We start from the raw sequence: 22,054 nt of genomic DNA, 5'->3' as shown, positions 1-22,054 counted from the left end.
ACGCGATGACTGAAATCAGCCGGGGACTGGATCAGTCGTGCGAGTGCAGCGGCTTGCCCGCGAGGGCCAGGTGGGCCTCGCCGAGCGCCTCGTTCTGCGTCGGGTGGGCGTGGATGAGCTGGGCGACCTCGGCGGGCAGCGCCTCCCAGTTGTAGATCAGCTGGGCTTCGCCGACCTGCTCGCCCATGCGGTCGCCGACCATGTGGACGCCGACCACGGCACCGTCCTTCACCTGGACGAGCTTGATCTCGCCCGCGGTGTTGAGGATCTTGCTCTTGCCGTTGCCCGCGAGGTTGTACTTCAGGGCGACGACCTTGTCCGCGCCGTAGATCTCCTTGGCCTTGGCCTCGGTGATGCCCACGGAGGCGACCTCGGGGTGGCAGTACGTCACCCGGGGGACACCGTCGTAGTCGATCGGAACGGTCTTGAGACCGGCCAGACGCTCCGCCACCAGGATGCCCTCGGCGAAGCCGACGTGCGCGAGCTGGAGCGTCGGGACCAGGTCACCGACGGCGGAGATGGTCGGGACGTTCGTCCGCATGTACTCGTCGACCAGGACATAGCCGCGGTCCATCGCGACGCCCTGCTCCTCGTAGCCGAGACCGGCCGAGACCGGGCCGCGGCCGACGGCGACGAGCAGGACCTCGGCCTCGAACTCCTTGCCGTCGGCGAGGGTGACCTTGACACCGTTCTGGGTGTACTCGGCCTTCGAGAAGAAGGTGCCCAGGTTGAACTTGATGCCGCGCTTGCGGAACGCGCGCTCAAGAAGCTTGGAGGAGTTCTCGTCCTCGACCGGGACGAGGTGCTTGAGGCCCTCGATCACCGTCACGTCGGTGCCGAAGGACTTCCACGCGGAGGCGAACTCGACGCCGATGACGCCGCCGCCGAGCACGATCGCGGACTGCGGGACGCGGTCCAGGACCAGCGCGTGGTCGGAGGAGATGATCCGGTTGCCGTCGATCACCAGGCCCGGCAGCGACTTCGGCACGGAGCCGGTCGCGAGCAGCACGTGGCGGCCCTGGATGCGCTGGCCGTTCACGTCGACCGAGGTGGGGGAGGACAGTCGGCCCTCACCCTCGATGTACGTCACCTTGCGGGACGCGATGAGACCCTGCAGGCCCTTGTACAGGCCCGAGATGACCCCGTCCTTGTACTTGTGGACGGCCGGGACGTCGATGCCCTCGAAGGTGGCCTTGACGCCGAACTGCTCGCTCTCGCGGGCCTGGTCGGCGATCTCGCCCGCGTGCAGCAGGGCCTTGGTGGGGATGCATCCCCGGTGCAGGCAGGTGCCTCCGACCTTGTCCTTCTCGATCAGGGCGACGTCCAGGCCCAGCTGCGCCCCGCGGAGCGCCGCGGCGTAACCGCCACTGCCACCGCCGAGGATCACTAGGTCGAAAACGGTGCTGGCGTCGTTCGCCACGTCACGTCCTCCATGCATGTGCGCCACGCCGGTCTCCAGTGACCGGTCGGCGGCTGGTGTCCGGCCGCTCTTCTTCGGCCCTGTGGTGGGGGCCCTGTCCTGCCGAGAACCCATCTTCGCACTTGTCCGGAGCGTTCGAGACGCCGGGCCTGTGTGTGAGAAGTCGCACTGTCCGAATACAGGGGTACCTCCGCGCCCCGACAGGGGGCGCGGAGGTACCGCGCGACCGGCCGTGTTTCACTCGCGGCCGTGAAGCACCGCTAGCCGAGATCGCCCGCGGCGGTCAGCTCGGCGAGTCGCACCAGCGTCCGCACCGCCGACCCCGTGCCACCCTTCGGCGTGTAGCCGAACGGGCCGGACTCGTTGAACGCGGGCCCGGCGATGTCCAGGTGCGCCCACGTGATGCCCTCGCCCACGAACTCCTTCAGGAACAGACCGGCGACCAGCCCGCCGCCCATCCGCTCACCCATGTTGGCGATGTCGGCGGTCGGGGAGTCCATCCCCTTGCGCAGGTGCTCCGGCAGCGGCATCGGCCAGGACTCCTCGCCGACCTCCTCCGCGGCCTCGACGATCGACGTACGGAACGCGTCGTCGTTGGCCATCACGCCGAAGGTGCGGTTGCCGAGCGCGAGCACCATCGCGCCGGTCAGCGTCGCCACGTCGATGATCGCGTCCGGCTTCTCCTCGGACGCCTTCCACAGCGCGTCGGCGAGCACGAGACGGCCCTCGGCGTCGGTGTTGAGGACCTCGACGGTCTTGCCGCTGTACATGCGCAGCACGTCACCGGGGCGGGTGGCGGAACCGGAGGGCATGTTCTCGGCGAGCGCCAGCCAGCCGGTGACGTTGACCTCGAGGCCGAGGCGCGCCGCGGCGACCACGGCGGCGAAGACCGCCGCCGCGCCGCTCATGTCGCACTTCATCGTCTCGTTGTGCCCGGCGGGCTTGAGGGAGATGCCGCCCGAGTCGTAGGTGATGCCCTTGCCGACGAACGCGAGGTGCTTGGTCGCCTTCGGCGAGGTGTACGACAGCTTCACCAGGCGGGGACCGGCGGCCGAGCCCGCGCCGACGCCGAGGATGCCGCCGTAGCCGCCCTTCTCCAGGGCCTTCTCGTCGAGCACCTGCACCTTGATGCCGTGCTCCTTGCCGGCGGCGGTGGCGACGGCGGCGAAGGACTCGGGGTAGAGGTCGTTCGGCGGGGTGTTGATGAGGTCGCGGGCGCGGTTGAGCTCCTCGGTCACGGCGGTGGCGCGCGCGAGGGCCGCCTTGTACGCCGCGTCCCGGGGCTTGCCGCCGAGCAGCGTGACCTCGGCGAGCGGGGCCTTGCCGTTCTTCGCGTCCTTGCCGTTCTTGCCGTTCTCCTTGTAGGCGTCGAAGGCGTACGCGCCGAGCGCCGCGCCCTCCGCCAGGACGCCCGCGTCGGCGGCGTCGGTGATCGGCAGGGCGAAGACGGCCTTCTTGGCACCGGCGAGCGCGCGGGCCGCGGCACCGGCCGCGCGGCGCAGCGCCTCGGCACTGAACGTGTCGTCCTTCTCCGGGACGGCTCCGAGTCCGACGGCCACGACGACGGGCGCCTTGAAGCCGGTCGGCGCGGGCAGCTTCGTCACCTCGCCCTCGCCGCCGGATGCGCCGAGGGTCTCCAGGATCCCGGCGAGTGCGCCGTCGTACGCCTTGTCCACGGCCTCGGCACCCGGTGCGACGACCGGGCCCTTGGCGCCCTTCGCGACACCGACGACGATCGCGTCGGCCCGCAGGCCGGACGCCGCGGCGGTGCTGAGAGTCAGAGCAGTCACTGTGGTGAGATCTCGCTTCCATTGTTTTGCTGCGGCCGAGTAGGGATGGGTCGACCGGGCCCTGACGAATGACCCTAGATCCGGCCTCAGGGAGTGTCTTTACCTGGGTGGCACATACTCGGGACGAGCCTACGCGCGCCGCCGGGTTTCGCTCATTCCTACGCCCGCTGGAAGTTCAGCCGAGGGAGAGCGCCACGAGGGCGGTGGTCGCCGCCGTCTCGGCGAGGCCGCCGAAGACGTCGCCCGTGATGCCGCCGAAGCGGCGTGTGCAGTGGCGCAGGAGCAGTTCGGCACTCGCGCAGGCGGCGAGGACGGCCAGGGGGGCGCGTACGAGGTCGTACGTGCCGAGAAGCGCGCCGGCGCCGGCCGCCGCGACGGTGACGGCGAGGGTCACCAGCAGGGCGCCGCGTACGGGCACCGTGCCCGCGACCGCGGCACCCAGGCCCTCGGGGCGGGCCGGGGGCACCCCGGTGCGCGCGGCCAGGGTGAGGGCGAGGCGGGCCGCGGTCGCCGAGACGACGGCCGCGAGCACACCCCGCGCCCACGAGGCCTCGTAGGCCTGGAAGAGCGCGGCCACCTGCGCCAGCAGCACGAAGAGCAGGGTGATCACGCCGAACGGGCCGATGTCGGACTGCTTCATGATGCGCAGCGCGTCCTCGGCGGGCTTGCCGCTGCCGAGGCCGTCCGCGGTGTCGGCGAGCCCGTCGAGATGCAGACCACGGGTGAGCGCGGCCGGTACGGCGGCGGTGGCGACGGCGGCCAGCAGCGGGCCCGCGCCCATCGCTAGCAGTGTCACGCCCACCAGGGCCGCGCCCGCCCCGACCACCAGCCCGGCGACGGGGGCGCACAACATTCCGCCGCGCGCCGCCTCACGGTCCCAGCGGGTGACCGTGACGGGGAGCACGGTCAGGGTGCCGAAGGCGAAGCGGAGGCCGTGGGGGAGAGGGGTCCTGGACACCGGCGCAGGCTACCCGGGGAGGTGGCGGGCCGACCGAGCGCGGGTGCGGCGCCCGCGCGCGAGAGCCGCGGATAAAGTGCGCAATATGGGTCATTGGTTGTACAGGAACATCGTCGAACCGGGAAAGCTGCCGCTTCTCCTGGCACTCGCCTCCTTCGTGCTGACCTTTGTGATCACCCGTGTCGTCGTCCGCCTCATCCGCGCGGGCAAGGGTCCGTTCGGCAACGTCAAGGCGGGCGGTCTGCACATCCACCACGTCGTGCCCGGTGTCGTCCTGACGGTGATCGGCGGCTTCGGCTCGGTGGCCAGTTACCGGCACGGCTTCGGGGCCGCCCTGTTCGCGGTGGTGTTCGGTATGGGCGCCGGGCTGGTGCTCGACGAGTTCGCGCTGATCCTGCACCTCGACGACGTGTACTGGAGCGAGGAGGGCCGCAAGAGCGTCGAGGTCGTCCTGGTCACGGCGGCCCTCGTCGGCCTGGTGCTCGGCGGGTTCCTGCCGTTCGGGGTCAACGACATGACCCAGGAGGAACTCCAGGACCGGGGCGGGGTCATCCTGAGCGTCGCCGTGAACTTCCTCTTCGCCCTGCTCGCCCTGAGCAAGGGCAAGGCCCGCATGGCGATCTTCGGCGTGATCGTCCCGTTCGTCGCCCTCATCGGCGCCGTCCGGCTGGCCCGCCCGGTCTCCCCGTGGGCCAAGCGCTTCTACCGCCGCAGGCCGCGCGCCCGGGCCAGGTCGATGCTGCGCGCCTACCACCACGACCGCCGCTGGTTCGGTCCGCGCCGCAAGCTTCAGGACTGGATCGGCGGAAAACCGGATCCTGTCCGGCCCCTGCCCGGCCGCCGGTGACGGCGACGGTAGCGGTGGCGGTGACGCAGGATCGAGATCCCGTACAGCACGAAGACCGCGGCGAGCGCGGCGATGTGCTCCTTGCCCGCGAGGTTCCCTTTGAACGCCACCTCGATCATCATCGCCGCGACCACCCCCCACCCCGTCCAGTAGGCGCGATAGCGCCAGGCGACGAAGACGGCGAGGCCGACCACGGCCGCCGAGGGTCCGGTGTCCACGACCTGGGCGTCCGTCACGGGCAGCCCCAGCGGGTTGTCCGGGCTCAGTGAGATCGCTACGCGCGCGTAGAGCGTGCCGGCCAGCGTGGCGGCGTACGCGATGACGAGCATCCGCCACCAGCCCAGGCAGATCTCGGCGATCCCGAACACGATGAGCAGTTGCAGCAGCGCGCCCCACACCGGCAGGTCGAGGGCCGGCACGAACAGGGAGAGCGGGGTGCGCAGCAGGGCGAGCCAGAGCGGCTCCTCGGCCCGCACGGAGCCGATGTCCTGCACGAACTGGAAGCCCCAGGGCTGGTTCTGCACGAACTGGAGGATGGCCGTCAGACAGACGGCCCCGAGCGTCACCGGCATCGCCCGCCATCGCTGTCCGGCGAGTGCCTCGCGCACGGTGACGTACAGCAGTCCCCATTCGGCGCGGGCGAGGCGGGCGAGGGTGTTCATGCAGCGGTACCCGTCCGTCCTGCTGTCCCGGTTCCCATCCGTCTGGCTGTTCCGGTCCCCGTCCGGCAGGCTCCCCCCGTCTGTCCGGCCACCCTCATCGGTGCGACTCCAGGTGCCTGCGGTGCAGCCACTTCGGCAGTCCGGGTGCTTCGAGAAACCCCTCGGCGCGCGCGGCCGCGAGGCCGATGCGCAGCAGGTCCGCGCTCTTCTCGAAGAGCAGGAAACGGGGTTCCCAGATCGGCCGGTACTTGGCGTTGGCCCGGTACAGCGACTCGATCTGCCACCAGCGCGAGAAGAAGCTGAGCAGGGAACGCCACAGCCGCAGCACCGGTCCGGCACCGAGGCGTCCACCTCGTTCGAAGACGGAACGGAACATGGCGAAGTTGAGCGAGACCTGGGTGATCCCGATCTCCTGGGCGCGGCGCAGGAGTTCGATCACCATGAACTCCATCAGCCCGTTCTCGGCGTCCCGGTCACGCCGCATGAGATCGAGCGAGAGCCCCCGCGGCCCCCACGGCACGAAGGACAGCAGCGCCCGCAACTCCCCCTCTCCGTCGGTGCATTCCAGCATCACGCACCGCCCGTCGCCCAGGTCGCCGAGCCGTCCGAGCGCCATGCTGAACCCGCGCTCGGTGGCCCCGTCCCGCCAGTCGTCGGCACGCCTCAGGAGGTACGCCATCTCGTCGGCCGGGATGTCCTCGTGCCGCCGGATGCGCACCTCGTACCCGGCCCGCTTGACCCGGTTGTAGGCCTGCCTGACCGTGCGCATGGCGCGTCCCTCGAGGGTGAACTCGGCGGTCTCGACGATCGCTTCGTCACCGAGTTCGAGGGCGTCGAGCCCGTGCCGTGAGTAGACGGTCCCCGCCTCCTCGCTCGCTCCCATCACCGCCGGGATCCAGCCGTGCGCGCGGGCCTCGGCGAGCCAGGGCTCGATGGCGCCGGGCCACGCCTCCGGGTCGCCGATCGGGTCGCCGGAGGCCAGCGAGACCCCGCCGACGACGCGGTACGCGACCGCGGCCTTGCCGGTCGGCGACCAGATCACGCTCTTCTCCCGGCGCAGCGCGAAGTAGCCCAGCGAGTCGCGGTCGCCGTGCCGGTCGAGCAGGGTGCGCAGCCGTTTCTCGTCGTCCTCGGTGAGCGGATCGACGGCGCGGCGGGAGCGGAAGGCGGCGTAGAACACGGCGAGGACCAGCAGGGTGCTGAGCACGTTGATGGTGACGTTGACCCAGTTGGCGATCTCCAGGCCGTGGAAGCGGGAGTCGTCGGCGGCGACGGAGACCAGGCGCAGGGCGCCGTAGCGCCAGCGGTCCCAGAAGGTCGAACGGTAGGCGTCCTGCGCGCTGTTGGTGACCGTCACCAGCAGCGCGGCGAGCAGGGAGGCGACGAGCAGTCCGCCGACGGCGACGGCCGCGGCGAGCTTGGGGTTCGACCGGTCGCCCTTCGCGTAGAACTCCCGGCGGCCGATCACGAGCGAGACGACGAAGGCGGCGGTCAGGACGATGGAGACCCAGTTCTGGGCGTACTGGCGGATCTCCGGAAACGTCATCGCGACGGCGAACAGCATCAGGAACAGCCCGCTGAGCACGAAGTTCAGGATCCACGCGGCCCGTTTGCGGCGACGCATCGTGATGGCCAGGAACATGGTGAACACACCCGACGCGAATCCTGCCGTCAGCAGGTACGGGGTGAAGAAGTTCTCGGTGTTGTGGCGCCGTACGTCCTGCCCGAGCGACACCCACGCGGCGCTCAGGAAGTTGATGAACGCGACGGCCCGCAGGTACCAGACCGCGAAGGCGGCGGCTCTGCGCGACGCGCCGGTGGACAGGTGGTCCCCTTCACCCTGACGGGCCGGGACCCGCTCCTGGTCAGCGGCAATTCGGGCATCTCCCATAAAGGGCGATGATATGGGGCGGGGTGCGTCGTGCGGGGGAGGGGCGGTACGGGTGATGCGGGCCGGGGGATTGTTGCGGGGTGGGTTTCGCCCGTAGTTCTTTGGCCGCGGGCCGGTGGGGTTGGGCGCGCACTTCCCCGCGCCCCTGAAAGCCTCGGGGTGGACGGCGTTCGCGGGCGAGGCCGGAGGTTGCCCCGCCCGCCCCGGCCCGCATCCTTCAGCCCGTCCGGCGTTCGGGGGCCAGGCCGTTCACTCGTTCTGGTCGGAGACCTCGGGCTCGGGGTCGCGGTCGGGGGCCGGAGTTTCCGGGAGTTCGGCGGAGAGGGCTGCGGCGGCCTGGACGAGGGGGAGGGCGAGGAGGGCTCCCGCGCCCTCGCCGACCGTGACGCCGTGGTCGAGGAGGGGTTCGAGGGCCATGCGGTCCAGGGCCTTCGCCTGGGCCGGCTCGCCGCTGTTCTGGCCGGCCAGCCACCAGTCCGGCGCCCGGAAGGCGACCCGCTGCCCCACGAGGGCGCACGCGGCCGAGACGACCCCGTCGAGGATCACCGGCATCTTCCGCACCGCGCTCTGCAACAAGAACCCCGTCATCGCCGCGAGATCGGCGCCGCCCACCACCGCGAGCAGCTGCAGCTGATCCCCGAGCACCGGCCGAGCCCGCCGCAGGGCGTCCCGCACGGCCGCGCACTTGCGCATCCACGCGAGGTCGTCGATGGGGCGCCCGCCCCGCCCGGTGACCACGGACGCGTCGGTCCCGCACAGCGCCGCGACCAGCACGGCCGCCGCGGTGGTCCCGCCGACGCTCACATCGCCGAGCACCACCAGATCCGTACCGGAGTCCGCCTCCTTGTCCGCGACCGCGACCCCCGCCAGGAACGCGGCCTCGGCCTCCTCCAGGGTCAGCGCGTCCTCGACGTCGATCCGCCCCGACCCGCGCCGCACCCGATGCCGCACGACCTCCGCGGGCAGCTCCTGCGGATCGCAGTCCAGCGCCATGTCGACGACCCGTACCGGCACGCCGAGCCGGCGCGCCAGCACCGCCGCGGGGCTCGCGCCCTCCAGGACCGCCCGCACCAACTGGTCGGCGGTGCCCGCGGGCCGCGCCGACACACCGAGTCCGGCGACCCCGTGGTCGCCCGCGAACAGCACCACACGCGGGTGCTCGATCGGCCGCACCGGCACCGCGGACTGCGCCGCCGCCAGCCACTCACCCAGTTCGTCGAGGCGGCCCAGCGCCCCGGGTGGCACGACCTGGCGCTCCCGGCGCGCCTCGGCGTCCCGGCGCACGCCTCCGTCGGGGCGCTCGATCAGATCGGTGAAGTCGTCGAGATTAAGCGAGCTCATTCGCCGAACAGTACCGGCAGCGATCGAACACGTCCGCGCCACGTCGTTGCGCCCCGGATCACGATCCGCTACGTACCGTTTGTGTCGGATTGTCGTACGGCTCGCTCGCGCACCCCGCCGTCCCCCCACCCTGTCGTCCCCAGGAGCGTCCATGCCCCCCACGCCACCCCCGAGCGCCGAGCGCCGCGCCGCCTACGCGGCCGAACTCGCCCAAGGCACCGACCGGTTCCACGAACCGCGCCGGGAGGACTGTCCCTGGTGCGGCTCGAAGCGGCTGCGCACCCGGCTGCGGACGCCGGACCAGGTGCAGCGCAAGCCCGGCACGTTCGTCGTCGACGAGTGCGCGGACTGCTCCCACGCCTTCCAGAACCCCCGGCTCAGCGCGGAGGGGCTGGCCTTCTACCACCGGGACTTCCACGAGGGGCTCGACGGCCTCACCGACCGGCTCCTCGGCGCCCGCGGCAGCAGAGGGCGCCACCGGGCCGCCGCCCGCGCGCTGCTCCGCCACGCCGAGCCGGAGAGCTGGCTCGACGTCGGCACCGGGCACGGGCACTTCCCGGCCGTCGCCCGGGAGGTTCACCCGTACACGTCCTTCGACGGCCTCGACCCCACCCGGCGGGTCGAGAAGGCGCGGGCGGCCGGGCACATCGAGGAGGCCCACCGCGGCCGGCTCACCGACCCCCGGATCATCGGGCGGCTGAGCGCCCGCTACGACGTGGTGAGCATGTTCCACCATCTGGAGCACACCCGCGACCCGCGCGAGGAACTGCGCGCCGCCCTGACGGTCCTGCGGCCCGGCGGTCACCTCCTCGTCGAAGTGCCGGACCCCGACTGCGCGTTCGGCGCGCTGCTGGGCAGGTGGTGGGTGTCGTACGGCCAGCCGCGCCATCTGCACCTGATGCCGCTGTCCAACCTGCTGGGCGAACTGGAGTCCCTCGGCTGCGAGATCGTCGCGACAGACCGCCGCGAACCGCACATCCCGTACGACCTCGCCGGCGCCCTCGCGCTGGCCCTCGGCCGCGTCCTGCCCGACCTCGACGCCCCCTGGCGCCCCACCCCGCCGACCCCGCTCCAGCGCGCCCTGCACACGGTCCTGGCCCGGGCGAGCGTCCCGCTGCTCGCCTCGGCCTCCGCCCTGGACCACGCGATGGCCCCGGTCTTCCGCCGCACCCGCTTCTCGAACGCCTTCCGGATCATCGCCCGCAGACAATCCTGAGCCCCGGTCGGCTCAGGTCGGCCCCGGTCAGCCCCGCAATGACAGCGCCTGTCCCGCCACCACCAGCAGCACATGCTCGCACTCCGCCGCGAACCCCGCGTTCAGGCGGCCGAGTTCGTCGCGGTAGCGGCGCCCGGAGGCGGTGGCGGGGACGATGCCGGAGCCGACCTCGTTGGAGACGGCGACGAGGGTGCGGCGCGTGTTGCGGACGGCGGAGGTGAGTTCCTCGACGCGGGCGCGCAGCGCGCGTTCGCCGCCGCCGGCCCACTCCGCGTCGTCCCACGCGTTCACGGAGTCCATCGCGTCCGTGAGCCACAGGGAGAGGCAGTCGATGAGGAGGGGAGGCCCGGAGCCCTCCAGGAGCGGCACCAGGTCGCAGGTCTCCACCGTGCGCCAGGAGCCGGGCCGCCGTTCACGGTGGGCGTGCACGCGCGACGCCCACTCGTTGTCCCCGTTGCGGGACCCGCCCGTCGCCACGTACAGCACCCCGGGGAAGGACTCCAGACGCCGTTCCGCCTCCACCGACTTGCCCGAGCGCGCCCCGCCGAGCACGAGGGTGCGGCGCGGTACGTCGGGTACGTCCTCGTAGACGCCCACGTCCAGCGTCGTCCCGTCCGGCACCGCCCGCGCGCCCGCCGCCGCGAGCCGCCGCCGCAGTTCGGGGCCCGGCGGCACGTCGTGGTCGAGGTGGACCGCGATCACGTCCGTGGTCGGCCCGACGGCCCCGACCGCGCGCAGCTTCGCCAGGGCGTCCGGCCGCCCCACCACATCGGCGACCACCATGGCGTACGAGTCGCCGTTCTCGTCGAGTCCCGCGGGCGCCGCGCCCGGCGGCAGATACAGCAGCCGCTGTCCGTCCGGTCCGGTCACCGCGTACCCCGTGCCGGGCGAGTCCATCGGCACCGCCCGCACCCGGTGTCCGGTCAGCAGTGCCAGTTCGCTGCCGTCGGGAACCCGTACGGGCTGCGGCAGCCCGGCCGGCACCTCGACGGCGGGCCCGTCGTGCGGATGCGAGAGCAGGACCTGCCGTACGCCGCCCAGCGAGTGCCCGGCGCGGGCCGCGGCGAACGCGGCGCCGGGCGTGAGGTCGAGCAGCAGGGTGCCGTCCACGAGCAGCGCGGTGGCCGCCCGCGCGCTCTCGCCGAGCGCACTCGCACAGGCCGCACAGGGACAGTCGGGACGGGGCAGGCCCTCGGGGGCGCCGGTGCCGAGCAGAGTCAGTTCCACGCCCTGATTTTCCCGTGTCACCGTGGGTGGCGCGCGTTCGGGTACAGCGCCCGTAGGCGCGCGGGGCCGTTCACCACCCGCGACGCGTGCCGCGACCCGCGATCTTCTGTTCCGCACCCGGCTCAGCGCCTAGGCTTCGGACGGGAGCCGGATCTTGTGCGGCTTCCGCTGTGCAGTGTGCTCATACCTGGGAGGCGTACATGGCGGCATGGACGTGGCGGTTCGAGAAGTCCGACGGGACAGAGGTCCAACCCGCGGTACAGCCCGAGGAGTTCACCACACAGGGGGACGCGGAGTCCTGGATCGGCGAGGTCTGGAAGGACCTGCTGGAGGGCGGCGCGGACCAGGTGTTCCTCTTCGAGGACAGCACGAAGATCTACGGACCGATGAGCCTGCACGCCGAACCGGAGTAGGCCGGCCGGGGTTGCCGGGACCGTTCCCGGCAACCCCCTTCGCCGTGCGTCAACCCCTCGTCGCCGCTTTCACCCGTACCTGCTGCTCACCTTCACCCGTGCCTACTGCTCACCCAGCCGCACGCCGACCGTCCGCTTGGCCCCGCCCCGGACGAACGTCACCCGCGTCCGCTGGCCCGGCTTGTCGGCCGCGAGCACCTCGGCGAGCGAGGTGAGGGTGGTGATGTCGTTCGTGCCGATCCGGGTGATGATGTCGCCGGGCCGGATGCCCGCCGTGTCGGCCGCGCCGCCGGGCTTCACCTCGACCACGGCGACACCCGCGGGCGCGTAGGTCTCGTCGAGCACGGTACGGCCGGTGATGCCGAGCGCGGCCCGTCCCGAGTCGGTGACCTTGCCGGTCCTGATGATCTGGTCGGCGATCGTCCGCACCATCGAGGCGGGGATCGCGAATCCGATCCCGGGCGCCGTGCCGCCCCCGAGGCTCGGGTCCGTCGCGGCCAGCGTGGGAATGCCGATGACCTGCCCGTTCAGGCCGACGAGCGCGCCGCCGCTGTTGCCCGGGTTGATCGCGGCCGACGTCTGCACCATGTTGGCGATGGTGGCCCCCGTCCCGCCGAAGGTGCTGCTCTCGCTGACGGTGCGACCGGTCGCCGACACGATGCCCTGGGTCACGCTGGACGACAGCCCGAGTGGCGAGCCCATCGCCAGCACGATCTGGCCGACCTCGACCTTCTCCGAGTTCCCGATGGTGGCCGCCTTCAGCCCGCTCGGCACCTTGTCCAGCTTGATGACGGCGAGGTCCTGGCCCGGGTAGCTGTACACGAGCTTGGCCGTCAGCACGTTCTGGCTGTTGGCCGTCGTCACCCTGAACGTCTGCTCGTTCCCGACCACGTGCGCGTTGGTGACGATGTGTCCCCGGTTGTCGTACACCACCCCCGAGCCCAGTTCGTCGCTCGCCTGGATCTGCACCACCGAAGGCAGGACGTTCTTGATCACCTTCAGGTACGCGTTCTGCAGGTCGTCGGCCGCGAGCGGGACGACGGCCTGCGTCGTCCCGTCCTTCGTCCTGTCCTTCTCGGGGGGCGACCCGGCGTCGGAACAGCCGGAGAGCAGGGCGGCGGCGCAGATGAGGGCGGCTATGACGAGGGCGGTTATGGGGAGCAGCGGACGCGACGCGGAGGCACGGGTGGCAGCCATGTCCCGAGTGTCCCTTTCGCGGCTCCGCTCCGGCTCGCGGTGCAGGGCCGAACAGGGGGCGATCAGGAAGCGATCGGACAACGATCGGTCCTGCACGCCGCAGGGATCGATCAGCCGCGTACGCCGCACAGACGCATCAGCCGCGTACGCCGCGGACGCGCATCAGCCGCGTACGCCGCAGAGATGCAGCAGGGCCGCCACCTGGCGATAGGGGTCCGTCCGCCCGGCCCGCTCCTCCGCGGCCAGGAGAGTCTCCACGTCCTCGGGGACGGGGGTACCGTCGGGCGCCGTGTCCGTGAAGACCCGCACGCCGTACCAGGCGTGCAACGCCGCCCCGATCCCCGCGAGCGTCGACGTCAGCGTGGCGAGCCGGTCCGCGCGGACAGCGAGGCCGAGCCGATTGACGTAGGCGTCCGTGTCGAACGCGGCCAGGGTCGCCGCCCAGTCCCCGGACAGGCCCGGCCGCACGGCCAGCGCGTCGGCGTTGCGCACCAGCAGCGAGAGCAGCCCGCCCGGGGCCAGCATCCGCGCCAGCCCCGCGAGGAGCGGGTCCGGCTCCTCGACGTACATGAGTACGCCGTGGCACAGCACCACGTCGAAGCTGCCGGGCAGGAAGTGCACGCCCGTCTCGCGGCCGTCGCCCTCGATGAGCCGCACCCGGCTCCGGATGCCCTCGGGTTCGGCGGCCAGCGCCTCCCGGGCCACGGCGAGCATCTTCGCGTCCTGCTCGAGGCCGGTCACCTGATGCCCGGCCCGGGCCAGCCGCAGCGCCTGCGTGCCCTGGCCCATACCGACGTCGAGCACCCGCAACCGCTGCCCGACCGGGAACCGGCCGGCTATCTGCTCGTCGAGCTGTCGGGCCACCAGCTCCTGTCGTACGACATCACGCAACCCGCCCAGCTTGCTCAGCCAGGCATCCGCCGCGCCCCCGGAGAACGATGCCGCGCTCAGGGCCGCTCTCCGCGCTTGACCTGCGGCTTCGGCAGCCGGAGGCGACGCATCTGGAGAGTACGCATCAGCGCGTAGGCGACCGCGCCCTTCTTGGGCACGTCGGGGAAGCGGGCGGCCAGCTGCTTCTTCAGGCGGATCGCGATGCCGATCGAGTCGACCACGATCATCACGATCACCACGAGCCACAGCAGCAGCGCGATGTTCTGCAGCGAGCCCACCCGCACCATGCTCAGCACGAGGATGACCACGGCCATCGGCAGGAAGAACTCCGCGACACAGAAGCGCGAGTCCACGAAGTCGCGTGCGAACTTCCGCACCGGCCCCTTGTCACGGGCGGGCAGATAGCGCTCGTCGCCGTTGGCCAGGGCCTGGCGCTGCTTCTCCATCTGGACACGACGATCGTCGCGCTGCCGCTTGGCCGCCTCCTTGCGCGTCGTCGGCGTCTGGGCGACGCTGCGACGCTGGGTCTGGGCCTCACTGCGCTTGGGCGTGGGGCGCCCCTTGGGGGCCTGCGGGTCACGGGTCTGCTTGGAGTCGGTCACCTGCGCCTTGTCGGCGGGGGCCTTCTCTTCCTTGGCACGGCTACGGAACACAAAACCCAAGGGTACGGGGTGCGGCGGCATGGACGTCATTCGAGTGGGGAACGATCCGGCAACACCGTACGTCTGTAGTGGGACAGAGGGGACGCTGTGTACGGGTGGACCCCGAGTCCCACCTACTCCCTACGCCGGAGCGGTGCCGTACGCAGTCGTCCTTGGGGATGAGCGCATCCGTCCCCGAACAGTGCGGTAATGGATGCAGGGCCCGTACTGTGGGTTCTGTTGCAGTACCTGGAGCTGGAGTCCGTCAGAAGGGGGCGCGCGAAGCCCATGAGCGGTGTCATGAAGCGTATGGGGATGATCTTCCGCGCGAAGGCGAACAAGGCCCTTGACCGGGCCGAGGACCCGCGCGAAACCCTCGATTACTCGTACCAGAAGCAGCTGGAGCTGCTGCAGAAGGTGCGCCGCGGCGTCGCGGACGTGGCGACCAGCCGCAAGCGCCTCGAACTTCAGCTGAACCAGCTCCAGAACCAGTCCACCAAGCTGGAGGACCAGGGCCGCAAGGCGCTCGCGCTCGGCCGCGAGGACCTGGCCCGCGAGGCGCTCTCCCGCCGTGCGGCGCTCCAGCAGCAGGTGACGGACCTGGAGACGCAGCACCAGACCCTCCAGGGCGAGGAGGAGAAGCTCACCCTCGCGGCGCAGCGGCTGCAGGCCAAGGTGGACGCCTTCCGCACCAAGAAGGAGACCATCAAGGCGACCTACACGGCGGCGCAGGCGCAGACCCGCATCGGAGAGGCCTTCTCCGGCATCTCCGAGGAGATGGGCGACGTCGGCATGGCGATCCAGCGCGCCGAGGACAAGACCGCGCAGCTGCAGGCCCGCGCCGGCGCGATCGACGAGCTGCTCGCCTCCGGTGCGCTCGACGACCAGTCCGGTCTGGCCAAGGACGACATCCAGAGCGAGCTGGACCGGCTCTCCGGTGGTACGGATGTAGAGCTGGAACTGCAGCGCATGAAGGCCGAGCTCGCCGGTGGTTCGCCGCAGCAGGCGATCGAGGGCGGCACGGGACAGTCCACGTCGCAGTCCCAGCCGCGGGACACCCCGCGCTTCGACAAGCAGTGACCCACACCTAGGGCGCCTGAGGAGGGCGACATGATCGTACGGATCATGGGGGAGGGGCAGGTGAGGTTGGACGACAGCCACCTCACCGAACTGAACAAGCTGGACGACGAGCTGCTCACCGAGATGGAGAGCGGTGACGAGGCCGGCTTCCGCCGTACCCTGACCACTCTTCTGGACCAGGTCCGCCGCCTCGGCGCTCCGCTTCCCGACGACGCCCTCGAACCCTCCGACCTCATCCTGCCGTCCCCCGACGCGACCCTCGAAGAGGTCCGCGCCATGCTGACCGACGAGGGCCTGATCCCCGGCTGACGGTTCCCTCCGGGGGTTGAGCGGGGGGAGCTCCTCAGCTCCGGGGCCGCCCGGCTCGCCCACGCAGTTCCCCGCCCCCTGACCGGGGCTGCGCCCCGCGTCCCCCGCCCACCCGAAGTCCTTCGGCTGCGGCCCGGTGGGGGCTGGTCGCGCAGTTCCCCGCGCTCCTAAAAGCCTCGGCTCGCGCGCGTTTTCAGCCTGTCCGGCGATTGAGGACGAGGCCGTTCAGGCCGATGCGGGGGTCTGGGGGCGGCAGCCCCCGGGGAGGGGACGGGTAAGGGCGGCGGGGGCGAGAAACGTTGGGGTGCGGTGGTGACCGTTCCGCCCCCTGCAAGGGCCCCGTACCGTAAAACGAGTGAGCACCCTAGAGCGCACGAAGTGCAGACTCCGCGCGCATCCGATGGCACTGGACGCCACTCTGGCGACCGGCGTACTCGTGACGATGACGGCCAGCTCCTTCGTCGACCCCCACGGGGAGAACGGAGCGACCTGGGGCATCCACGTCCCGAACGTCCTCAGCCTCACCCTCATGGTGCTCAGCGCCGCCGCCCTGGTGTTCCGCCGCCGCGCCCCCAGAACGATCCTCGCCACGACCGGCGCCTTCTCCGCCGTGGAACTGGTCGCCAGCGACCCCAGAGCCCCGGTGGTGATGTCCGCCGTCGTCGCCCTCTACACCGTCGCCTCGGCCACGGACCGCCCCACCACCTGGCGCGTCGGCCTGCTCACGATGACGGTGCTGACGGCCTGCGCGATGCTGGTCGGCCCCCTGCCCTGGTACGCGCAGGAGAACCTCGCGATCTTCGCCTGGACGGGCATGGCCGCCGCCGCGGGCGACGCCGTACGCAGCCGCCGCGCCTTCGTGCACGCCATCCGCGAACGCGCCGACCGCGCCGAGCGCACCCGCGACGAGGAGGCCCGCCGCCGCGTCGCCGAGGAGCGGCTGCGCATCGCCCGCGACCTGCACGACGTCGTCGCCCACCACATCGCCCTCGTCAACGTGCAGGCCGGAGTCGCGGCCCATGTGATGGACAAGCGTCCCGACCAGGCCAAGGAAGCCCTCGCGCACGTCCGCGAGGCCAGCCGCTCGGCCCTCAACGAACTGCGCGCCACCGTCGGCCTGCTGCGCCAGTCCGGCGACCCCGAGGCCCCCACGGAACCCGCCCCGGGCCTCGCCCGCCTCGACGAACTCGCCGACACCTTCCGCAACGCCGGACTGCCCGTCGAGGTAGCCCGCGCCGACCACGGCACCACCCTCCCCGCCGCCGTCGACCTCGCCGCGTACCGCGTCATCCAGGAAGCCCTCACCAATGTGCAGAAACACGCGGGCCCTGAGGCGAAGGCCGAGATCAGCGTCGTCCGCGTGGGACCGAACGTGGAAGTGACCGTCCTCGACAACGGACCCGGGCAGGACGACGGCCCGGAGGAGGGCGGCGGGCACGGGCTGCTCGGGATGCGCGAGCGGGTCACCGCGCTCGGCGGCACCTGCACGACCGGTCCCCGCTACGGAGGCGGCTTCCGGGTCCATGCGATCCTTCCGGTCAAGAACCGCACCGCGCCCGCCCTGGGGGACTCCGCATGACCATCCGTGTCCTGCTCGCCGACGACCAGGCGCTGCTGCGCAGCGCGTTCCGTGTCCTCGTCGACTCCGAGCCCGACATGGAGGTGGTCGGGGAGGCGTCCGACGGCGCGGAGGCGCTGCGGCTCACCCGGGAGGTCCGCGCCGACGTGGTGTTGATGGACATCCGGATGCCGGGCACCGACGGCCTCGCCGCCACCCGGCTGATCAGCGCCGACCCGGGACTCGCGCACGTACGGGTGGTCATGCTGACGACCTTCGAGGTCGACGAGTACGTGGTGCAGTCGCTGCGGGCCGGCGCCTCCGGCTTCCTCGGCAAGGGCGCGGAGCCGGAGGAGTTGCTGAACGCCATCCGGATCGCGGCGGGCGGCGAGGCACTGCTGTCCCCGGCGGCCACCAAGGGGCTGATCGCCAAGTTCCTCGCCCAGGGGGACGGTTCGGACGAGGGCCCAGGCTCCGCCCGGGCCGAGCGGCTCGAGGCGCTCACCGGGCGCGAGCGCGAGGTGCTCGTCCAGGTCGCGGGAGGCCACTCCAACGACGAGATCGCCGAGCGGCTGGAGGTCAGTCCGCTCACCGTGAAGACGCACGTCAACCGGGCCATGGCCAAGCTCGGCGCCCGCGACCGGGCCCAACTCGTCGTCATCGCCTACGAGTCGGGCCTGGTACGCCCGAGGGTGGAGTGATCCTGGTGCGCCCGAGGGCGGAACGGTCTCCGCGTTACGGCAGCGCCGGCTACGGCTACGGCAGCGCCAGCATCCGCTCCAGCGCCAGCTTCGCGAACGCCTCCGTCTCCTTGTCCACCTCGATGCGGTTGACCAGGTTGCCCTCGGCGAGGGACTCCAGGGTCCACACCAGGTGGGGGAGGTCGATGCGGTTCATGGTGGAGCAGAAGCAGACCGTCTTGTCGAGGAAGACGATCTCCTTGTCCTCGGCCGCGAAACGGTTCGCCAGGCGGCGGACCAGGTTCAGCTCCGTGCCGATCGCCCACTTGGAGCCGGCCGGGGCGGCCTCCAGTGCCTTGATGATGTACTCCGTGGAGCCGACGTAGTCCGCCGCCGACACGACCTCGTGCTTGCACTCGGGGTGGACGAGGACGTTCACGCCGGGGATGCGCTCGCGGACGTCGTTCACCGAGTCCAGCGAGAAGCGGCCGTGGACCGAGCAGTGGCCGCGCCACAGGATCATCTTGGCGTTGCGCAACTGCTCCGCGGTGAGGCCGCCGTTGGGCTTGTGGGGGTTGTAGAGGACGCAGTCCTCCAGGCTCATCCCCATGTCGCGGACGGCGGTGTTGCGGCCGAGGTGCTGGTCGGGGAGGAAGAGGACCTTCTCACCCTGCTCGAACGCCCACTCCAGGGCCCGCTGGGCGTTGGAGGAGGTGCAGATCGTGCCGCCGTGCTTGCCGGTGAACGCCTTGATGTCGGCGGACGAGTTCATGTACGAGACGGGCACGACCTGGTCGGCTATCCCGGCCTCGGTCAGCACGTCCCAGCACTCGGCGACCTGCTCGGCCGTCGCCATGTCGGCCATGGAGCAGCCGGCGGCGAGGTCGGGGAGGACCACCTTCTGGTCGTCGGACGTCAGGATGTCCGCGGATTCCGCCATGAAGTGCACACCGCAGAAGACGATGTACTCGGCCTCCGGGCGCGCTGCGGCGTCGCGGGCCAGCTTGAAGGAGTCGCCCGTGACGTCGGCGAACTGGATGACCTCGTCGCGCTGGTAGTGGTGGCCGAGCACGAAGACCTTGTCCCCGAGTTTCTCCTTGGCCGCGCGGGCCCGCTCCACGAGGTCCGGGTCGGACGGCGAGGGCAGGTCTCCGGGACACTCCACGCCGCGCTCGCTCCTCGGGTCGGCCTCACGGCCGAGCAGCAGCAGGGCGAGGGGCGTCGGCTGTACGTCGAGCTCCTGGGTCTGGGCGGTGGTCACGACACGCACCCTTTCTGTTCTGCGGCTCGCTTGGATCACGGGGCGATCCAGCGGGACATTCGGACTAGCCTTTTCGTCGAAATGACGCTATCTATCATAACCGCTTCACGTCATGTTGACGACGGCCATAGTGTCGATGTGACGTGAATCCCGGAGGTTGTCCACAGGCCGCTGTCCGCTCTCCGGCGCGTGTGCGAGCATGGGAGGCGAGAACGGAAAGCCCACGGAAAGGCAGACTCTCGGCCCGGAATGAATCCGCGGCCCCGGCGGTTGCAATCGTCGGCAAGCAGTCTCCGTACAACCCGGGAGAGAAGCAGATGTCCGTATCGGACGAGAAGACCACCGTGAGCGACGGCATCATGCTGTCCGACTCCGCCGCGGGCAAGGTCAAGGCCCTGCTCGACCAGGAAGGCCGTGACGATCTGGCGCTGCGCGTCGCCGTTCAGCCCGGCGGCTGCTCCGGTCTGCGCTACCAGCTCTTCTTCGACGAGCGCTCCCTCGACGGCGATGTCGTCAAGGACTTCGGTGGCGTCAAGGTCGTCACCGACCGCATGAGCGCTCCGTACCTGGGCGGCGCGTCCATCGACTTCGTGGACACCATCGAGAAGCAGGGCTTCACGATCGACAACCCGAACGCAACGGGCTCCTGCGCCTGCGGCGACTCCTTCAGCTGAGTCCCGGCCAACTGCCGAACGCATCACGCGTACGAAGGCGGCGTCCCCCTCCGACAGGGACGCCGCCTTCGCGCATCCGGGGCCCTGCGCGGACCACCCAGCCCGCTCCCGTGGCTACCGTGCCTGAGGCTGAGGCGACTTCACCGCGGCGCCGGCCGCCTTGCCCTCCGGGATCGGTGTGCCGTCCGATCCGACGACCTTCCGGTCGCCGAGCGGCTGGTCGAGGTGCACCGTCTTCTCGTACACCTTGGCGATGAGGATGCAGATCTTGCCCTGCCACGGTGTCTCGGTCACCTTGACGGTCACCTTGTCCGTGCTCTCGCTCGCGGAGACGGAGTAGTCCGCGCACACCCCGCCCGTGAAGCTCACGGTCAGGTCCTTGCCGTCGGCCGTGTAGCCCTGCACCTTGACGTCACGGGACGTCGGCGCCGCGGTCGGCCGCGGGCTGGGGGTGGCGGTCGGCTTCGGCGAGGTCAGGTACTTCGGGTCGACCGCCGGATGCGTCACCGTGAAGGCGGAGTCCGTGCCCGTCGGCCGTACCTCGAACAGCCAGGACGGCACCAGTGTCTGGTGCCCGGACGCGAAGTGCGAGGCCAGCCCGAAGACGGCCTTCTCGACGGCCACAGACTCCCGCTTCGGCGCCGCCGTCGACGCGCGGCACGGCGTCTCGTCACGGTCCTTCAGCGGTACGGCGCTGGCGCAGCCGCCGGGTCCCATGCGCCCGTCGCCCGGCGTCGCGAGAGAGGCCGGGGCGTTCATCAGATCCAGGGCCTTGCTCGCGCTGATCACGGGATACGTGTCTCCCTTGACCGGCGTCTTCAGCTGGCCGTTGCCGCCCACCACCTGGCCGTCCGGGCCGACCTGGACGCCGGTCGTCCAGCCGTACGTGGGCAGGCCCCCGACCTTCGGGTCCGCGTTCACCACCCGGACGGCGCCCATGAGCTCGCTCGCGTCCAGCTTGGCGTCGTCCTGGCCCAGCGCCTTCAGCACGGGCACGGCGGCCTTCTTCGCGGCGGCCTCGGTCACCGCGTGGCTGCTCGGGGAGCCGGGGTCGCTCGTGCACACGGCGCCCTTGCAGTTGTCGGTGCCGGGCGCGTACCGGTTGAACGTCCAGGTCCCGGGGGCCCGCTGGTTCACCTGGAGGCTGGGTCCCGAGCCGTCCTTGTCCTGGCCGACCTTCCAGGTCTGGCCGCTGAGCTTCGGGGTGCCCGCGACGTCCAGGGCCTTCGCGAGACGGGCCACCTCGGCCGCCGTGACCTCGCCCTTCGCCGCGTAGACGGGCGCGGAGTCCGGGCCGGCGGGCAGCGTGCCGTCCGCGTGGTAGGTCGCGCCGTAGGGGTTCGGCTCACCGGGCGCGATATCGCCCGAACCGCCCGTGCCACCGGTACCGCCCTCGGTGTAGCCGTCGAGGGCCAGTGGCGGGGGAGTGCCGTCGGCGCCGGGGCTCGCGGAGTGGTCGCGGTCGCTCCCGCCGCCGGACGCGGTCGCGGCGACATAGGCCCCGCCGCCGCCGACGAGCAGCACCGCGGCCGCGACGGAGGCGACGGCCGCCGGGGAATGGCGGCGGCGCGGCTTCGCCGGCTCGCCGCCGTCCTCGGGGGGCTCGGGCGCTTCGGTCTCGGGTCGCTCGGTGCTCACCGCATCGCTCCTTCTGGTCGTACACCGCATCCCCTTTACGGGGGACAGCGATGGGACGCAGCGGGGGAGCGCACGGTTCCCTGCGGGCGCCGTTCGGGGCCGCCCTTTTCGAGGACCTTTCGGGTCCTGTCAGTCGCCGTAGTCGGACATCGCGTCCAGCAGGCGGGCGGACGCGGGCGGCACGGTCACCCCGTGGATGCGCGACGGGGACACGGGCAGGTCGGCACGGGAGATGATCGGGTCCGGTGCCGCCCAGTCCCGGGCCACGGCGCCGTCGCCGCGCAGCGACGCCAGATCGCCTTCGAGGTCGTGCGGAGCGGAGCCGTGGACCTTGCGGTTCGTCATGACGGAACCGTATGC

At 71.4% G+C, this 22,054-nt stretch carries 21 protein-coding genes; 8 read left to right on the top strand and 13 right to left on the bottom strand.

Going from position 1 to position 22,054, the window contains the following annotated elements; translation table 11 throughout:
* Nucleotides 1–31: 31 nt before the first annotated feature.
* The 3 genes from lpdA to OG798_RS17950 all read right to left on the bottom strand — a co-directional run bounded on the left by lpdA (nucleotide 32) and on the right by OG798_RS17950 (nucleotide 4,168).
* On the bottom strand, nucleotides 32–1,420 hold the full coding sequence (gene lpdA / locus OG798_RS17960) for a dihydrolipoyl dehydrogenase (RefSeq protein WP_067363503.1): 1,389 nt from the start codon (nucleotides 1,418–1,420) through the stop codon (nucleotides 32–34).
* 260 nt (nucleotides 1,421–1,680) lie between these two features.
* A complete protein-coding gene (locus OG798_RS17955; RefSeq protein ID WP_097226161.1) occupies nucleotides 1,681–3,210 on the bottom strand; it encodes a leucyl aminopeptidase in 1,530 nt (509 codons plus the stop codon).
* A 175-nt stretch (nucleotides 3,211–3,385) separates the two neighbouring features.
* Complete coding sequence (locus tag OG798_RS17950) at nucleotides 3,386–4,168, bottom strand: adenosylcobinamide-GDP ribazoletransferase (RefSeq protein WP_095855092.1); 783 nt, start codon at nucleotides 4,166–4,168, stop codon at nucleotides 3,386–3,388.
* Nucleotides 4,169–4,253: 85 nt separating this feature from the next.
* Here OG798_RS17950 and OG798_RS17945 point away from each other — a divergent pair, with 85 nt between their 5' ends.
* Complete coding sequence (locus OG798_RS17945; RefSeq protein WP_095855093.1) at nucleotides 4,254–5,015, top strand: hypothetical protein; 762 nt, start codon at nucleotides 4,254–4,256, stop codon at nucleotides 5,013–5,015.
* Here OG798_RS17945 and OG798_RS17940 read toward each other — a convergent pair.
* The 3 genes from OG798_RS17940 to cobT form a co-directional block, all read right to left on the bottom strand.
* On the bottom strand, nucleotides 4,958–5,677 hold the full coding sequence (locus tag OG798_RS17940) for a hypothetical protein (protein WP_179436597.1): 720 nt from the start codon (nucleotides 5,675–5,677) through the stop codon (nucleotides 4,958–4,960). The genes OG798_RS17945 and OG798_RS17940 overlap by 58 nt on opposite strands.
* A 94-nt stretch (nucleotides 5,678–5,771) precedes the next feature.
* Entirely contained in the window at nucleotides 5,772–7,568 is a 1,797-nt protein-coding gene (locus OG798_RS17935; RefSeq protein ID WP_097226162.1) for a phosphatidylglycerol lysyltransferase domain-containing protein, read from the bottom strand.
* Nucleotides 7,569–7,817: 249 nt separating this feature from the next.
* The gene (gene cobT / locus OG798_RS17930) at nucleotides 7,818–8,909 is read right to left on the bottom strand and encodes a nicotinate-nucleotide--dimethylbenzimidazole phosphoribosyltransferase (RefSeq protein ID WP_121416404.1); all 1,092 of its coding nucleotides are present in this window, start codon (nucleotides 8,907–8,909) and stop codon (nucleotides 7,818–7,820) included.
* Between the two features lie 151 nt (nucleotides 8,910–9,060).
* Here cobT and OG798_RS17925 point away from each other — a divergent pair, with 151 nt between their 5' ends.
* Complete coding sequence (locus OG798_RS17925; protein WP_095855096.1) at nucleotides 9,061–10,125, top strand: class I SAM-dependent methyltransferase; 1,065 nt, start codon at nucleotides 9,061–9,063, stop codon at nucleotides 10,123–10,125.
* Between the two features lie 27 nt (nucleotides 10,126–10,152).
* Here OG798_RS17925 and OG798_RS17920 read toward each other — a convergent pair whose 3' ends face one another.
* A complete protein-coding gene (locus OG798_RS17920) occupies nucleotides 10,153–11,352 on the bottom strand; it encodes a bifunctional adenosylcobinamide kinase/adenosylcobinamide-phosphate guanylyltransferase (RefSeq protein ID WP_121416405.1) in 1,200 nt (399 codons plus the stop codon).
* Between the two features lie 200 nt (nucleotides 11,353–11,552).
* Between OG798_RS17920 and OG798_RS17915 the strand changes: the two genes are divergently transcribed.
* A complete protein-coding gene (locus OG798_RS17915; RefSeq protein WP_054231569.1) occupies nucleotides 11,553–11,765 on the top strand; it encodes a hypothetical protein in 213 nt (70 codons plus the stop codon).
* A gap of 102 nt (nucleotides 11,766–11,867) precedes the next feature.
* Here the strand turns inward: OG798_RS17915 and OG798_RS17910 are convergent, their stop codons facing one another.
* From OG798_RS17910 to OG798_RS17900, 3 genes are all read right to left on the bottom strand, one after another.
* Nucleotides 11,868–12,962 carry a S1C family serine protease gene (locus tag OG798_RS17910; RefSeq protein WP_121418528.1) on the bottom strand — a complete coding sequence of 365 codons (1,095 nt, stop codon included), beginning with the start codon at nucleotides 12,960–12,962 and terminating at the stop codon, nucleotides 11,868–11,870.
* A gap of 162 nt (nucleotides 12,963–13,124) precedes the next feature.
* The gene (locus tag OG798_RS17905; RefSeq protein WP_095855098.1) at nucleotides 13,125–13,826 is read right to left on the bottom strand and encodes a class I SAM-dependent methyltransferase; all 702 of its coding nucleotides are present in this window, start codon (nucleotides 13,824–13,826) and stop codon (nucleotides 13,125–13,127) included.
* Nucleotides 13,827–13,909: 83 nt separating this feature from the next.
* Nucleotides 13,910–14,536: a DUF3043 domain-containing protein gene (locus tag OG798_RS17900; protein ID WP_079064850.1), complete on the bottom strand. Its 627-nt coding sequence runs from the start codon at nucleotides 14,534–14,536 to the stop codon at nucleotides 13,910–13,912.
* A 246-nt stretch (nucleotides 14,537–14,782) separates the two neighbouring features.
* Here OG798_RS17900 and OG798_RS17895 point away from each other — a divergent pair, with 246 nt between their 5' ends.
* From OG798_RS17895 to OG798_RS17880, 4 genes are all read left to right on the top strand, one after another.
* A complete protein-coding gene (locus OG798_RS17895; protein ID WP_067363540.1) occupies nucleotides 14,783–15,574 on the top strand; it encodes a PspA/IM30 family protein in 792 nt (263 codons plus the stop codon).
* 30 nt (nucleotides 15,575–15,604) lie between these two features.
* Entirely contained in the window at nucleotides 15,605–15,883 is a 279-nt protein-coding gene (gene pspAA, locus OG798_RS17890; protein WP_095855099.1) for a PspA-associated protein PspAA, read from the top strand.
* Nucleotides 15,884–16,238: 355 nt separating this feature from the next.
* A complete protein-coding gene (locus OG798_RS17885; RefSeq protein ID WP_179436598.1) occupies nucleotides 16,239–17,462 on the top strand; it encodes a sensor histidine kinase in 1,224 nt (407 codons plus the stop codon).
* Complete coding sequence (locus OG798_RS17880) at nucleotides 17,459–18,142, top strand: response regulator (RefSeq protein WP_095855102.1); 684 nt, start codon at nucleotides 17,459–17,461, stop codon at nucleotides 18,140–18,142. Before OG798_RS17885 ends, OG798_RS17880 begins: the two co-directional genes overlap by 4 nt.
* A 55-nt stretch (nucleotides 18,143–18,197) precedes the next feature.
* Here OG798_RS17880 and nadA read toward each other — a convergent pair whose 3' ends face one another.
* Nucleotides 18,198–19,382 (bottom strand): quinolinate synthase NadA, encoded by a 1,185-nt coding sequence (gene nadA, locus OG798_RS17875; protein ID WP_328757300.1) that lies wholly within the window; start codon nucleotides 19,380–19,382, stop codon nucleotides 18,198–18,200.
* Nucleotides 19,383–19,699: 317 nt separating this feature from the next.
* Between nadA and OG798_RS17870 the strand changes: the two genes are divergently transcribed.
* Entirely contained in the window at nucleotides 19,700–20,056 is a 357-nt protein-coding gene (locus OG798_RS17870; RefSeq protein WP_067363548.1) for a HesB/IscA family protein, read from the top strand.
* Between the two features lie 114 nt (nucleotides 20,057–20,170).
* Here the strand turns inward: OG798_RS17870 and OG798_RS17865 are convergent, their stop codons facing one another.
* Both OG798_RS17865 and OG798_RS17860 read right to left on the bottom strand, forming a co-directional pair.
* Nucleotides 20,171–21,724, bottom strand: a complete 1,554-nt coding sequence (locus OG798_RS17865; protein WP_267061534.1) for a hypothetical protein — start codon at nucleotides 21,722–21,724, stop codon at nucleotides 20,171–20,173.
* 99 nt (nucleotides 21,725–21,823) lie between these two features.
* Nucleotides 21,824–22,039 (bottom strand): hypothetical protein, encoded by a 216-nt coding sequence (locus OG798_RS17860; RefSeq protein WP_095855103.1) that lies wholly within the window; start codon nucleotides 22,037–22,039, stop codon nucleotides 21,824–21,826.
* Between the last annotated feature and the right edge of the window lie 15 nt (nucleotides 22,040–22,054).

The organism is Streptomyces sp. NBC_00271 (assembly GCF_036178845.1).
GTDB lineage: Bacteria > Actinomycetota > Actinomycetes > Streptomycetales > Streptomycetaceae > Streptomyces.
Note: the sequence above shows the minus strand (reverse complement) of the source record. Positions and strands in the feature narration are given on the sequence as shown.